16 protein-coding genes are annotated in these 13572 nt (G+C 62.8%); 11 read left to right on the top strand and 5 right to left on the bottom strand.

The features are described from left to right. Window positions 1-138 precede the first annotated feature (138 nt). Window positions 139-393: a hypothetical protein gene (locus AB8A50_RS08685; protein ID WP_439077421.1), complete on the top strand. Its 255-nt coding sequence runs from the start codon at window positions 139-141 to the stop codon at window positions 391-393. A gap of 297 nt (window positions 394-690) precedes the next feature. Here the strand turns inward: AB8A50_RS08685 and AB8A50_RS08680 are convergent, their stop codons facing one another. Beyond that, a complete protein-coding gene (locus AB8A50_RS08680; RefSeq protein ID WP_089264632.1) occupies window positions 691-1149 on the bottom strand; it encodes an SRPBCC family protein in 459 nt (152 codons plus the stop codon). Between the two features lie 244 nt (window positions 1150-1393). Here AB8A50_RS08680 and AB8A50_RS08675 point away from each other — a divergent pair, with 244 nt between their 5' ends. After that, complete coding sequence (locus tag AB8A50_RS08675) at window positions 1394-2791, top strand: GGDEF domain-containing protein (RefSeq protein ID WP_244558274.1); 1398 nt, start codon at window positions 1394-1396, stop codon at window positions 2789-2791. 94 nt (window positions 2792-2885) lie between these two features. Here the strand turns inward: AB8A50_RS08675 and AB8A50_RS08670 are convergent, their stop codons facing one another. After that, window positions 2886-3551, bottom strand: coding sequence for a VOC family protein (locus AB8A50_RS08670; protein WP_439077420.1), 666 nt, complete (start codon window positions 3549-3551; stop codon window positions 2886-2888). Window positions 3552-3746: 195 nt separating this feature from the next. Between AB8A50_RS08670 and AB8A50_RS08665 the strand changes: the two genes are divergently transcribed. Both AB8A50_RS08665 and AB8A50_RS08660 read left to right on the top strand, forming a co-directional pair. Next, window positions 3747-4352, top strand: coding sequence for a hypothetical protein (locus AB8A50_RS08665; RefSeq protein WP_120292259.1), 606 nt, complete (start codon window positions 3747-3749; stop codon window positions 4350-4352). Between the two features lie 288 nt (window positions 4353-4640). Further along, window positions 4641-5018, top strand: coding sequence for a hypothetical protein (locus AB8A50_RS08660; RefSeq protein ID WP_439077419.1), 378 nt, complete (start codon window positions 4641-4643; stop codon window positions 5016-5018). Between the two features lie 71 nt (window positions 5019-5089). Here the strand turns inward: AB8A50_RS08660 and AB8A50_RS08655 are convergent, their stop codons facing one another. Then, window positions 5090-6085, bottom strand: coding sequence for a Bug family tripartite tricarboxylate transporter substrate binding protein (locus tag AB8A50_RS08655; RefSeq protein WP_439077418.1), 996 nt, complete (start codon window positions 6083-6085; stop codon window positions 5090-5092). A gap of 150 nt (window positions 6086-6235) precedes the next feature. On the opposite strand from AB8A50_RS08655, the gene AB8A50_RS08650 reads away from it, so the two are divergent. The 6 genes from AB8A50_RS08650 (at window position 6236) to der (ending at window position 10908) form a co-directional block, all read left to right on the top strand. Then, on the top strand, window positions 6236-6820 hold the full coding sequence (locus AB8A50_RS08650; RefSeq protein WP_439077417.1) for an NnrU family protein: 585 nt from the start codon (window positions 6236-6238) through the stop codon (window positions 6818-6820). Between the two features lie 4 nt (window positions 6821-6824). Next, the gene (gene panB, locus AB8A50_RS08645) at window positions 6825-7670 is read left to right on the top strand and encodes a 3-methyl-2-oxobutanoate hydroxymethyltransferase (RefSeq protein ID WP_439077416.1); all 846 of its coding nucleotides are present in this window, start codon (window positions 6825-6827) and stop codon (window positions 7668-7670) included. 88 nt (window positions 7671-7758) lie between these two features. Beyond that, entirely contained in the window at window positions 7759-8019 is a 261-nt protein-coding gene (locus AB8A50_RS08640) for a hypothetical protein (RefSeq protein WP_175366173.1), read from the top strand. A gap of 172 nt (window positions 8020-8191) precedes the next feature. Next, window positions 8192-8845, top strand: a complete 654-nt coding sequence (locus AB8A50_RS08635; RefSeq protein WP_068731023.1) for a tetratricopeptide repeat protein — start codon at window positions 8192-8194, stop codon at window positions 8843-8845. Window positions 8846-8917: 72 nt separating this feature from the next. Further along, window positions 8918-9469, top strand: coding sequence for a hypothetical protein (locus AB8A50_RS08630; RefSeq protein WP_231080448.1), 552 nt, complete (start codon window positions 8918-8920; stop codon window positions 9467-9469). Window positions 9470-9522: 53 nt separating this feature from the next. Then, window positions 9523-10908 (top strand): ribosome biogenesis GTPase Der, encoded by a 1386-nt coding sequence (gene der / locus AB8A50_RS08625; protein ID WP_439077415.1) that lies wholly within the window; start codon window positions 9523-9525, stop codon window positions 10906-10908. Between the two features lie 61 nt (window positions 10909-10969). Here the strand turns inward: der and mddA are convergent, their stop codons facing one another. Together mddA and AB8A50_RS08615 are read right to left on the bottom strand one after the other, a co-directional pair. Then, the gene (gene mddA / locus AB8A50_RS08620; protein ID WP_439077414.1) at window positions 10970-11752 is read right to left on the bottom strand and encodes a methanethiol S-methyltransferase; all 783 of its coding nucleotides are present in this window, start codon (window positions 11750-11752) and stop codon (window positions 10970-10972) included. A 54-nt stretch (window positions 11753-11806) separates the two neighbouring features. Further along, a complete protein-coding gene (locus AB8A50_RS08615; protein ID WP_439077413.1) occupies window positions 11807-12442 on the bottom strand; it encodes a hypothetical protein in 636 nt (211 codons plus the stop codon). Between the two features lie 84 nt (window positions 12443-12526). Between AB8A50_RS08615 and AB8A50_RS08610 the strand changes: the two genes are divergently transcribed. Next, on the top strand, window positions 12527-13567 hold the full coding sequence (locus AB8A50_RS08610) for an AraC family transcriptional regulator (protein WP_439077412.1): 1041 nt from the start codon (window positions 12527-12529) through the stop codon (window positions 13565-13567). Window positions 13568-13572 lie beyond the last annotated feature (5 nt).

Here is a 13572-nt window from a genome sequence, read left to right as displayed (position 1 = left end):
ATTCCAGAAAAAGGTATCTCGCTACGAAGGCTAAAGATAGGGCCTTGTTCCCAAGCTCTCCTCCACCTCCCTCTTGATATTCCCCAGTCCCAACTCCGCTTCCTCATCGATCCGCGTGCCGGGTTGCGCACAGTACGCGTGAACTTCGTCCCGCCATCCACGACGGTGCAGACATCTTGCACCACGATGGGCCCGGTGGCGCTCATATGTGTCAGGCCGATCCAGAGCCGCGGGCGCTCGCAGGCGATCACCAGCCAGTCCAGCGCGACCGGGCCCGACCGCGTCGACCAGTGTTCGTGGAAGGTGTCGCCGAAGCGCATCGGGCGATCCTCGCAGTCGATGTCGTGCGAGGAGGGCAGCCATTGCGGCCATGATTTTGGATTGGTGACGTAGTCGAACACCGGCAGGGAGAGGGGCGACGCGTTGACCTCGGCCTTTCGTAGGCCGACGCAGCTGCCTCCCGACAGAGCAAGGACGATCCGCCGGGTCGCTCCGGCGGATCTTGACCTGCTAGCGGTACGCAATACATGAACCGCTTGAGAGAACCGTATCGCTGAACTCTTAAAGAAAGATTCCTGAGCGCTAGGCGTGTCAGAAAATCTTGTGGGATGAAGCAACGCAATCGGTCGCTGCCCCCAACATAGTTGTCGCGGACTGGATACGAAATTCGTACGACCTTGAGGCACAGCCTCAGGTGCCGGATTCCACAATCCTTTTGATGTTCCCTAATCCCAACTCCGCTTCCTCGTCGATCCGCGCAATCATTTCCGCTGTTGGTGCCTTCGGCCGCGCGGGGTTGCGCACAGTACGCGTGAACTTCGTCCCGCCATCGACCTCGGCGCAGACATATTGCACGACGATCGGGCCGGTGACGCTCATATGCGTCAGGCCGATCCACAGACGCGGGCGTTCGCAGGCGATCACAAGCCAGTCCAGCGCGACCGGGCCCGACCGCGTCGACCAGTGTTCGTGAAACGTGTCGCCGAAACGCATCGGGCGATCCTCGCACTCGATGTCGTGCGAGGAGGGCAGCCATTGCGGCCATGATTTGGGATTGGTGACGTAGTCGAACACAGCTTCCGGCGCAGCCGCGATCACGATGGAGTGGCTGCGCTCGAACGGATGCGCCGGTGTCTTGGGTGTGGTCATGGCTGGCAGTTCCTCCGCGGTCTGTTCGCGCAGTTGTGAACGGTCTTGTTCTTGATGAATGCGCAACGGCGCTGCGTATTGTGTGGAGGCTTTGTCGGGGAAGATGGGTACGCGGGTCAAGCCCGTGTATGACGTATGAGTTGGGCGGTAGACTCTCCCCACGTCTTGGCTGTGCAAAGCGCAAAGCGCGGCTTCGCGAGATGACCCGGCCATCCATCTTCCCTTGTGAGCCGGGCGGCTGACGATGTATTCGCGGCTTTTGACGTCGGGCGTGACGAACCCGGTTCCCGTCAATCGACTCGCATTTGAGGCATTTCCGGTCAAATTTGATAGTGTTCTCTGGCTACGAGGTACCGGTGCCCAAGCCGTGCGTCACGACGACCTGGGCCTATTGGAAAGTTTGAGCGAGATGAATGGGGTCATCGTCAGAACTACGCTCCAACTGATAACGCCGGGAATATTGTTTGTCTTCGGAGCTGCCTTCGTCTGCGCGTGGCTCGTCGAGAAGAAGCGCAACTACCTGCTCTTACTGGCCAGCGCGTGCGTCCTGTTTGCCCTCGGTGCGATGTCGCAGATTTTGAGTTGGCCGCCCGGCGCGGGGCCCAATGCCATCGTCTCGGGCGCGCTCTACACGTCGGCGGTTATCGCCGCCGTGGAGGGCATTCTGGTGCGTTCGGGGAAGGGGCTCGGTCCGGTCATCGATATGGCGATCCTTGCCGGCTTCGTTCTTCTGCTCGCCTATTTCTTTTATATCGATCGCAGTCTCATCGCCCGGGTCTACATCCAGAATTTCGGCTACGGCCTCCTGATGCTGATCGCAGCGGGGCGGCTCACCGCATTGGCGCGCGGGCCTTATGTCGATCGGGCTCTGTTCTGGGTGCTGTTGCTGTTCGGGTTGCATTTTTTTCCGCGAACCATGCTGACTGTCGGATTTTCCGCGCCGATCGACAGAACCGCGTTCAGCAATTCGATGTTTTGGCAAGCACTCCAGCTTTCGCTCGCCGTGCTCGGCGCCGGTCTGGCGCTGGCCATCCTCGCCGCGGCGGTGTCCGACATGATCGACGATCTTCGTCGCGAACGCGATCTCGATCTGTTGACCGGCATCCTGAACCGGCGCGGCTTTCAAGAACGGGTATCCGCCCATCTGCGCAAACACGGACCGAGCCGTGCTGCGCTCGCCTTGTGCGACATCGACAACTTCAAGAGCATCAATGACACCCTCGGCCATGACGTCGGGGACGATGTCCTCGGAGAGGTGGGGCGAATGCTGCGCAACGCGTCGCGCAAACGCGACATCGTCGGGCGGCTGGGCGGCGAGGAATTTGCAGTGTTCCTTCCGGATACGGACGAACAGGAAGCGGTTGATTATGCCGAACGGTTGAGGATCGCGATCGAGCAGAACAGCTTTGCCGTCCCGGGTGGAGCGAGGCAGGTCACTGCGAGCTTCGGCGTGGGGACGTTGCAGCCGGGAGATAGCTGGCCGAGCCTGTACAAACGGGTCGATGGGCGACTTTACGAAGCGAAGCGGACCGGTCGCAACCGCACGATTTCCCGCACGCTAAGCGCCTCTGCCGACGCGCCAGTCGCTGGATCCGGATACGCGCTTCCGCAGCTGCAGAGCCAGGACGGCGCCCGGCTCTGACGTCGAATTCGTTCCGCAAGTATGGGGTGAGTCATCCAGCTTTGCGTCAGACGATTCAGTTGCGATGTATTCCATGTGCTGTGCAGTACGGTCGCTATGTCGGTAATGACTCGCCGGTCTGCTCGCGCACAATATAGTCGGCATACCAATCCGGCCAGTTCTCGTCATGTTTGCCGCCCGTGCGCTTTTCGTGTTCGCCATGGGCGATCGCCGCTCGCCGCAAGGCGGCTGCAAGGTCAGTGGATGAGTTGAACGTCGTGGCACTGGCATCGATGCGTCCCGGCAATCGCGCGGTGATCTCCTGAAACAGCCAGCCGTTGCCGTCCGGGTCGCTGAATGATGCGAAGGAGCGATAGCTGGCCCGCGCGGGATCCGGGCCATTCATCCGAAGCCGTCCGAACAAATAGGGCTCGTCCGGCCCGACATTGACATCTTCGGCGTGGAAGGCGTCGCTCACCTTGACACCGCGGCCGAGCAGGTCCGCACGGGCCGCGTCGATGTCGGAGACGATCAGATACAGACCCTGCGCCGAGCCCGGCGTCGCGGCGGTGACGTTCTTGCCGAAGATGACCGAGCAATCCGAACCCGGCGGCGTGAACTGGATCACGCGATAGTCGTCGCCGACCACGAAGTCGGCGTCGAGTCTCCAGCCGAGGCTTGCGTAAAAGCTCTTGGCTGTGTCGACATTCGACACGGGAATGACGACGATTTCGAGCTTCATGGTGACGGACGTATCACGATGCACCTGGGGACTGCTCATGTCGGTCTCCTGAGGTTGGGGTGTGACGACGACGTGTGGTGCCGGGCTGCGCACAGGCGCAACAATGTCTGCAATCGGTCGTTCGGCCGGCGTTCCGTTTGTTGGTCTGCTCGTGCGGTTGTGACCCATCCCGATCTTGATGACGCCACACGCCTGTATCATTTCAGGTGAGGGAGCATTTGCAAAGGTGTCCGAATGACACGGAACCTCACGTTGCTGTTGATCGTCGGCGTGTTGGCGGCATTCGCCGGGCAGGCGGAGGCGCGGCGGCTACGCGCCGGCGATGCAGTGCCGTTTTCGCACAGGCCGTGCAGCGTGCTCGATGGCGAGCCGTGCACGCCGTCCACCTGCAGCGTGTTCGATCACGGGCCGTGCATTCCCGAGATCGATTATCCGATCGGGCAAAACCTGCAGGTCACGGTGCTAAGCGTGCCGCCGGGTGATCAGCAGGCTCTCTACCGCCGGCCTGATCATGATCTCGATACGATCGGTGACCTGTTCGCCACCTTGCGGTCGTGCTGGTCGCCGCCCGCGGTGGAGAGTGCGCGTGCGGGCATGCAGATGTCGGTGATGTTTTCGTTCAACACGGCCGGCACGCCGATCGCGCCGCCGCGCGTGACCTTTGCCAGCAAGGATGCGCCGCAGGACACGCGCGACACCTATCTCAAGGCCATCAATGCCTCGCTCCATAGCTGCCTGCCGCTAAAACTCACCAAGGGTCTTGGCGGCGCGGTCGCCGGGCGGCCGATCATGATCCGCTATGTCGATAACCGGGAGTTGGAGAAGCAGTCCGGGAAGTAAGCTGCTTCCTAACCTCGCCCCGCATTTGCGGGGAGAGGTCGGAGTCGGCGCGTAGCGACGGCTCCGGGTGAGGGGCCTTGAATGGCGGGGGGAGGACGCGGAATCTCGGGTCTGCAGTATCGAGATCCGAGGGTGCTTCTTGGTGGCTGGCTTTGTGGCATGCCCCTCACCCGAAACACGCGCTGCGCACGCGTTTCGACCTCTCCCCGCGCAGAGCGGGGAGAGGTTAAGAGAGTGAACCGCTGCGCCACCCGCTGCGACGAAGGGGAAACCACTCCGGAGGCGGCGATGTTTGGACGCAGGTTCGTATTGATTGCGACGATTGTTGGCGCTGTCGGAGCGCTCACCGGCGGCAGCGTGCTGTTGTTCTGGCCCGAGCCCGACAACTGGACCGAGGAAGCCAAGGCCTGCGTCGGCGACAAGTATGTCGGGTTCTGGCAGGACAACGGCAAGTATTCGTTCAAGATGGATTTCGAGAACAACTGCGCCCGCAAGATCGCCTGCGGCATCGACGTCACGGTAACCAACGCCAAGGGCTCGGTGAAGGACCACGGCATGGTGATCATCCCTGCACGCGGCCAAACGCCGAGCGAGGCGAGCTACAGCATTCCGACCTCGTCGTCGTCCGGCATGGCGCAAACCGCGCGAAACTGCCGGTTCGTGTGACGGTCTTTCTTACCTCGCCCCGCCTAGCGAAGCTTCGCTTCGCGCGGGGCGGGGAGAGGTTAGGAAGTCCCTCAATCGATCCTGATTTTCGCCGCCTTGATCACCTCGGCCCATAGCGCCTTCTCATCGGCCATGCGCTTGCGGAGTTGATCCGGCGTGGTCGGCGACGGCGTGATGAGCTGCAGCTTCAGCTTCTCGATCACGGCAGGCTCGGCCAGCGTCTGCGTCACTTCGGCATTGATCGTCGCCACCACATCCTTCGATAGCCCGCCCGGGCCGACCAGCGCATTCCAGGCGTCGGACTGCACGTCGATGCCGCTCTCGGTGAGTGTCGGCACGTCCGGCAGGAACGGCGAGCGCTTCGCAGTGGTGACGGCGAGGATTTTTACGGCGCCGGTGGCGAGTTGCGGCGTCACGCCGATGGCGGGGAGGCACGCGACCTGCACGTCGCCGCGGATCAGCGCGGTGGTCGCCGCGGGTGACGACGGATAGGGGATGTGCACCATGTTGGCGCCGGCCTTTTGCGCGATCGCTTCCATGCAGAGCTGCGACAGCGTGCCGACGCCGATCGAGCCGTAGCCGAGGCCCTTCGGATCGGCTTTGGCCTTGGCGAGGAATTCCGCGACGGTGTTGACGCCGAGGCTGGTCGGCACCGCGAGCACACTCGGGAGCTGCGTTAGCAGCGTGATCGGCGCGATGTCGGTGTCGGGATTGTAGGGCAGCTTGGCAAACAGCAGCGTGTTGATGGCGAGCGGGCCGCCGAGCGAGATGCCGATGGTCGAACCATCCGGTGTGGATTTGGCGATGGCGTCGGTGCCGATATTGCCGGAGGCGCCGGGCTTATTCTCCACCACGAAATTGGTGCCGGGATGCCGCGTCTGCAGACTGTCGGCGAGCACGCGACCAACGATGTCCGGGCTCGCACCGGCGCCGAACGGCACGATGATGCGAACAAGCTTGGGCGGCCAGACGGGCGCCTGCGCGTGCGCTGCGAAGGGCAGCGTCGCGAACAACAGCGCTGCGAGCGCAAGGCGAAAGCGGGCAGGTGTCGTGTCGTTTCGCAGCATTGCGTGCGTCCCCTGAAAAGTGATACCCGGAAACCATCTGACCGGCGCCAAAGGCGGCTAAAATCCGCTGGCCGGGCGGGACCATAGTGGGAATTTCAGGGCGGGCAACCCATCCGGCACGCAACCGCCCGGGCGAGAGGACTGAACATCATGGGACTGATCGTGATGATCCTCGGCCTCATGCTGTTTCTCGGCATTCACCTGTTCATCATCAGGCGCGAGGCGCGCGCGCAGTTGATCGCGCGTCTGGGCGAGAGCGTCTACAAGCTCGGCTTTGCGCTGATCTCGGCCGTCGGCCTCGCGCTGATCATCTGGGGCTTCGCGCAATATCGCGCGACCGGCTGGATTAATGTCTGGACGCCGCCGCTGGCCATGAAGCACATCACCGTCGCCCTGATGCTGCCGGCGGTGATCATGGTCACCGCGTCCTATATCCGCGGCCGCATCTACACCACGCTGAAACATCCGATGCTCGCCGGCATCAAGCTGTGGGCCGCCGCGCATCTGCTCGCCAATGGCGATCTCGGCTCGATCATCCTGTTCGGATCCTTCCTGGCCTGGGCGGTGATCGATCGCATCTCGATGAAACATCGCGCTGACGCCGGCGGTCCGCCGATCCCGGTGGGCGGTCCGATGAATGATGCGATTGCGGTCGCGGTCGGCGTCGTCGCCTATATCGCTTTGGGTTTCGCCTTCCATCCGGTGGTGATCGGCGTTCCCGTGTTCGGAGCTTAAGTTCATGTCAGTTCAGTCAGCCATCAAGCGCAAGACCGCACCGGATATTCTCGCGCGCAAGAACGGCGAGCCGATCGTGATGCTCACCTCGTATCATGCGCATACGGCCTCATTGGTCGATCGCTATTGCGACGTGATCCTCGTCGGCGACTCGCTCGGCAATGTGATGCATGGCTTCGAGACCACAATCCCCGTGACGCTGGAGATGATGATCTTGCAGGGCCACGCGGTGATGCGCGGCTCCAAGCAGTCGCTGGTCGTCGTCGACATGCCGTTCGGCTCCTATGAAGCCTCGAAGGAACAGGCGTTTCATTCTGCCGCGCGCATCCTGAAAGAGACCCATTGCGGCGCCGTGAAGCTGGAAGGCGGCGCGCGCATGGCCGAGACCATCGCCTTCCTCACCGAGCGCAGCATTCCGGTGATGGCGCATATCGGTCTGACGCCGCAGTCGATCGCAGCGCTCGGTTCGTTCCGCTCGCAGGGCAAGGAAGAGGCCGAAGCGATTGCGCGCGGTGAGAACGTGCCGGGGCCAATTCAGAACGATGCGATTGCTGTCGCGCAGGCCGGTGCGTTCTCCGTCGTCATCGAAGCAGTCGCCGAACCGCTCGCGCGAAAGATCACCGAGACGATTCCGATCCCGACCATCGGCATCGGCGCGAGCCCGGCTTGTGACGGTCAGGTGCTGGTGCTCGAAGACATGCTCGGCCTGTCGGCGCGGGTGCCGAAGTTCGTCAAGCGCTATGGCAATCTTGGCCCGATGATCGAGGCCGCCATCGAGGGTTACGCAACCGATGTGCGTTCGCGCGCGTTTCCGGGGCCGGAACATGTCTATGGCGGCAAGAAGGGCTGACGCAAGTTTGACGCAAGACGGCCGCAGGATTTCCGCGGGAATTTTGCGGCCCGGTCGGGGTTGAAATGCAGGGGCAATGCGAAGGATGTTGATGATGAAGGCCTTGAAATTCCTGAGCTTTGTCGCCGTTTTGGCGCTGCTTCCCGCGGTTTCGCACGCGGAGCCGGCCAAAAAGGAGCGGAAGCCCCATTATCGCGTCGAGGAGCCGCGTCCGGTCGCAAACCCGCTTAACGACACCCGCGGCAATGCGGCGCTGGGCGGCAACAACGCCAACTCAGCCTTTGGCGACAACAGCGCCGGGTCCAATGCCAATGGCCGCACCAGCGGCGGCGCTGGCGGCATGAACTGACGGGCCTAAAAGGCATCGGTTCGAAATTAAGCATTTCGGGATAACGCTTTGATCGCGCTGGCTTTGCCTTGCCAGCGCCATAACGCTAGGGTATCGCCGCCGCCATGCCGGAGCGTATATGCCCGGCGCCGCTCGGGGTGAGCGCGGCCCATCGGGGACAGGATACCTTTAAGTGTCTGAATTATTTAATGAAGTCGACGAAGACCTGCGTCGCGAGCAGCTCAAGAAGATCTGGGAGAAGTATTCGCTCCTGATCATCGCAGTCGCGATTCTGATCGTGGTCGGCGTCGGCGGCTGGCGTGGCTACAGTTATCTCGAGGCCAAGAAGGCCGCCGTGGCCGGTGCGGCGTTCGACCGCGCGGTCGAGCTGGCCGAGCAGAACAAGCATGCCGAGGCGGAAGCCGCCTTCACCAAGCTCGCTGCCGAGGCGCCGTCCGGCTACCGTACGCTGGCGCGTCTGCGCGCCGCTGCCGAGGCTGCTTCGCGCGATCCGCAGGCTGCCGTGAAGCTCTATGACGACATCATCGCCGATCGCACCGTTCCAGCACCCGAGCAGGATCTCGCGCGTATCCGCGCCGGCAGCCTGCTGCTGGAGACCACGCCCTATGAGGCGATGCAGACCCGCCTGGAGCCGGCGACGACCAATACCAGCACCTATCGCCATTCGGCGCGCGAGCTGCTGGCGCTGTCGGCATGGAAGGCCAACAACGCCGTGGCGACGCGGCAGTGGCTGGACATGATGTCCAACGATGCGGAGACGCCGGCGAGCCTGCGCACCCGTGCCGAAGCACTGCAGGCGCTGCTGCCGCCCGCGGCGAAAAGCTGAGCAAGACAAGAGCCGAATTAAAGCTGACCTGAAGCCGATCGTTCAGATCACGAGTTGAGTGAGAAGTCGTCCATGCGCCCGATGCAACGCCTCGTTTCCGCCGCCGTCCTGATCGCGCTGTCCAGCGCGCTCGCGGGCTGCGGCAGTATGACCGGCTGGGATCCGTCCGACATGCTCGACTTCCTGGACACCAAGAAGAAGCTGCCCGGCGACCGCAAGCCGGTGTTCCCCGACGGCGTCCCCGGTCTTGAGCAGGGCGTGCCGCGCGATCTCTATAAGGAGAATGTCGAGCGCCAGCGCGCGCAGGAGGCTGCGCCCGTCGCAGCCGCCCCACTGCAGCCGCCGCCGGGCGCGCCAGAGCCGAAGGGCCGCAAGGCGAAGAGCCGTGGCTCTGTTCAGGTCGGCACCGTCCGTCAGGACGGCGCAGCGCCCGCCGATCCCGATGCCGCGCCGACAGAGGAAGGCAGTACAGCTGCCGCACCGCCTCCGCCGCAAGGCAAGAAGGTCGCCCGCCGCCGCAGCACCACCGCGCCGCCGCCGGATGAGCCGGCAGCAGCCGCGCCGGCCCAGCAGGCCACCACACCATTCCCGGCACCAGTGCCGTCGGGCAGTTTCTCGCGCTGAGTTCGCGCGCCCTCTCATTGACAGGCTGTCCGTAAAGGGCGCACGGATCACCTATGTCTTATACCATTGCCATCATCGGCCGACCCAATGTCGGCAAGTCCACGCTGTTCAACCGTCTGGTCGGGCAGAAGCTTGCGCTGGTCGATGACACCCCAGGCGTCACCCGCGACCGCCGCGAGGGCGAGGGCAAGCTTGGCGATCTCGAATTCACACTGGTCGACACCGCCGGTCTCGATGAAGGCCCGAAGGGCTCGCTCACCGCGCGCATGCAGGAACAGACCGAGACGGCGATTGCACTGGCCGATGCGCTGTTCTTCGTCATCGATGCGCGCATGGGCCTGACGCCGAACGACCGCGCCTTCGCGGATTTCGCACGCCGCGCCAACAAGCCGGTGCTGCTGCTCGCCAACAAGAGCGAGGGCAAGCACGGCGAAGTCGGCGCGATGGAATCCTATGCGCTGGGTCTCGGTGATCCCATCCAGGTCTCCGCCGAACACGGCGAAGGCCTCGGCGAGCTCTATGACGCGCTGCGCGTGCTGATGCCGGAGCCGGTCGAAGAGCCGGAAGAATTCGACGACGACGACGTCATCATTCCCGAAGAAGAGATCGAGACGCGGCCGATCCGCGTCGCTATCGTCGGCCGCCCCAATGCCGGCAAGTCGACGACCATCAACTATCTGCTCGGCGAAGAGCGCCTGCTGACCTCGCCGGAAGCCGGCACCACACGCGACAGCATTTCGGTCGAGCTCAACTACAAGGGCCGCGACTTCCGCATCTTCGATACCGCCGGCCTGCGTCGCCGTTCGCGTATCGAGGAGAAGCTGGAGAAGCTCTCCGTTGCCGATACACTGCGAGCCGTGCGCTTCGCTGAAGTTGTCGTGCTGATGATGGACTCGCAGAACAAGTTCGAGGAGCAGGATCTGCGCATCGCCGATCTGGTCGAGCGTGAGGGACGCGCGCTGGTGCTTGCGGTCAACAAATGGGATCTGGTCGAGAAGCAGGGCGGCCAGATTGGCGCGCTGCGCACCGATGCCGATCACTTGTTGCCGCAGATAAGGGGGGTGCCGGTCGTTGCGATCTCCGGCCTGATGGGCGAGGGCGTGGAACGGCTGATGAAGGCAATACAGGATTCCTACGCGGTCTGGAATCGCCGCATTCCCACCGCAGGCCTCAATCGCTGGTTCGAGGATGCAATCGACAAGAATCCGCCGCCGTCGGTATCGGGTCGCCGGCTGAAACTAAACTACGTCACCCAGAACAAGGCACGGCCGCCAAGCTTCGTGGTGTTCTGCTCGCGCGCCGATGCGGTGCCGACGAGCTATCTGCGCTATCTGACCAATACGCTGCGCGAGGCGTTCGACCTGCCGGGCACGCCAATCCGCATCACGCTGCGCGAAAAGGCTAATCCCTTCGCGCATAAGCGCAAGCGACCGAACTGATCAGCCAGCAAAAAAAACGCCGGATCGCGGTGCACGCGATCCGGCGTTTCCGTTTTGTGTCCTATCGCTCGCCGCTGAGCCCGAACGGATTGGCGTGCCTCTGCGTAGGCGGACGCTCTGATTTGCGCCACGGCAGGATCATCGACACCCGATCGCGGTAGCGGCGATAGTCGTCGCCGAACAGCTCGACCAGATCGCGCTCTTCCAGAAAGATCCCGACGAAGATGTAGGCGGTGGTGACGGCCGCAAACAACAGATGTCCGACTGTCATGAGCGGCGTCGCCCAGAAGGCGATGACGAAGCCGAGATAGATCGGATGACGCACGAATTTGTAGTAGAGCGGCGTGCGAAACACCGGCGCAGATGGCTTCTGGTCAGACAGATTCTGCACTACCTGCTGCACGCCGAACAACTCGAAATGGTTGATCAGGAACGTGCTGGTGAAGACGAGGACCCATCCGAACAGGGAAAGCCCCGTCATGGCGATGGCCAGTTGTGGATTGTCGATCTGCCAGACGATCGCCGGCATCGGGCGCCACTGCCAGAATAGTAGCAACAAGCTCAGGCTCGCGAACAGCACATAGGTGCTGCGCTCGACCGAAGCCGGGACATATTGCGTCCACCACTGCTTGAACGACTTCCGCGCCATGACGCTGTGCTGGATTGCAAACAGCGACATCAGAGCGAGATTGACGAGCACAGCTTCCAGCCACGGAACCTGCGTTCCGGCGTTGATGTCTTTTGGTACCATCATTCCGTCGACGAAACCGATGGCGTAAAGGATCGTGATAAAGAAGACCGCGTAGGACACGAGCCCGTAGAGGAGTGCAATGAAGCGGGTCATGGAACTATCCTTTGCTGGTTGTCTTGTCGATTTGAACCAAGCGTAAGCGTTGCCTTAGCCAGTCCGTCCGGGAGGACCGGCGCGCGCTTCGGGTTGCCTGCTGCGCGGCTGGCTGGGGAAGAGAGATGCCTCGGCCACACGCTCGCTTGACGGCGTGATCGGCGATAGACGAATGAGATTCGGCCGCAGCTGACAGCGCGCAGGCTGATCACGGCGGATTTGTGCCGCATTGTGATCGGGCAGGCTGCCGGAGCAGGCACTCAGGGCGCCGACGGCGACGAGCACGCCAGCTGTAAGTATCCGAATGCGGAAGCTCACCATTTGTCGGATCGCACGCATGATGGTTCCCCGGTGTAGCGTATCGATCTGCGCGCGATGGCTGTCGAAAGCGATCGATTCATCTGCGAGATGTTGAGTCGGGTCCGGTTGGGGCAGCGACACTTGACCCGACACAAGAGCGGTATCGACGTCTTGCACATCGCGCTGCGCATGTTTGCTACCAAAGAAGCGGTGCGGGTCGGTTTGAAGCGGACTCTCGAGGAACTCGGCCACCGCGGCGCGTGATAATCCTGCCTTGGATAGCGATCTGTCGTCGATGCTGATCAGCCGCGCAATGGCGCGCCGCATCAACAGTGCTGCAATCAACCGGAAGCTACGATCGGCGGCTTTGGACAGCCGTTTCTTGATCATCATCGTCTCCATCGGATACAATGCGACGCCATATGCCGCGCATGGTTGGGGCAGCGGACGATGGTCGGAGGTTCAGGACCTCGCATGATCGAGACACCGCCATCATTTGCAGCGACGCCGGATATTGATCGCGGTGGGGATTTGCTCGCAGCTATGCTGCGGTCGATCCGGCTCAGCGGATCGGTATTTCTGAACGCCAGCCTGACCGAGCCGTTCGGCCTCATTAGCCCGAAACATTTCGACGAACGCACTCCGATGGCGCATTTGCGCCATATCAGCATTTTTCATTTGATCGCGGCGGGCGAATGCACCGTCGAACTCGCCAGTGGCGAGCGAGGCACCATTGCCGCGGGCGACGTTCTGCTGATGCCGTTTGCCGACACGCACAGGTTCTACAGCGGCGACGGCGCGGAGTTGTGTTCCGCGATGGAACTGGTGCGGGCCGGTCCGCTATCCGGCATGTGGACGATCGAGCATGGCGGCGGAGGGCGGGAGACCCGCATGGTCTGCGGCTTCATCGAATCGTCGGAGCTACTGCATTCTCCGGTCTTTCGGACCTTGCCACCGATGCTGATCGATCGCGCCGGCGACGACAAGGTGAGCGCGCTTCTCGCCACGACAGTGCGCGAAATTCTCTCACTGACCGAAGATGCGACGCCCGGCAGCGAGATCATGCTCGGCCGGCTGATGGAGCTGCTGTTCGTGGAGGTGCTGCGTCGCTACGCTGCGGGATTGCCGCCCAGCGCGCATGGCTGGTTCGCAGCACTGAACGATCCCGTGCTCGGGCGTGCGATGTGGCATGTCCATGGCAACCCGGGCCATCGCTGGACGGTTGACGATCTGGCCCGCGAATGTGGCACGTCGCGCACGGTGCTCGCCGAGCGCTTCAACGAGGTGTTGGGCCAGGCTCCGATCGAATATGTGACCAGCTGGCGGATGCAGTTGGCAGCGGAGCGCATGCGAACCGGGGCCGACAGCCTTGCCGTCATCGCCAGCGATGTCGGCTACGACTCCGAAGCGGCCTTCAATCGCGCCTTCAAGCGCGTGACCGGAATAGCGCCGGGTCGCTGGCGTGACGGCGCGAAGTCGGCGAAGCCGTATCCCAGCCCCATGCGCAGGGGCTGAGCTCA

Origin of the sequence: Tardiphaga sp. 841_E9_N1_2 (assembly GCF_051811065.1) — a bacterium.
GTDB lineage: Bacteria > Pseudomonadota > Alphaproteobacteria > Rhizobiales > Xanthobacteraceae > Tardiphaga > Tardiphaga robiniae.
The sequence above is the reverse complement of the archived record's forward strand: the minus strand, read 5'-3'. Positions and strand labels throughout refer to the sequence as shown.